At 51.0% G+C, this 253-nt stretch carries 1 pseudogene; it reads left to right on the top strand.

The annotated features are described in order from the left end of the window. Positions 1-127 precede the first annotated feature (127 nt). Positions 128-253 (top strand): annotated as a pseudogene (locus tag ACO0LB_RS21070) (IS5/IS1182 family transposase); the annotation flags it as partial.

The raw sequence follows: 253 nt of genomic DNA, 5'->3' as shown, positions 1-253 counted from the left end.
GCGTCGGCGCCTTGGCACGGGAGGAACTGCATTCAGATTCATAATGTACATGTACCCAGTTATTACGTGGACACTATGTTCTATAAATCCGGAGCGCGGTTCAAGACGACTTTACCGGGTGCTTACGCCTGACTTGCTGCATGGGCAAGAGACTCGCTACTGGGGAGATTCTGCCTATATAGGCCAAAAACAGGCAGCGCGTAGCAAAGCACCAAAGGTAAGAGATTTTACTAACTGCCGTGCTACACGCAGC

This window comes from Undibacterium sp. SXout7W (assembly GCF_049339385.1).
Taxonomy (GTDB): domain Bacteria; phylum Pseudomonadota; class Gammaproteobacteria; order Burkholderiales; family Burkholderiaceae_D; genus Undibacterium.
This window is presented reverse-complemented; position numbering and strand designations above follow the sequence as displayed.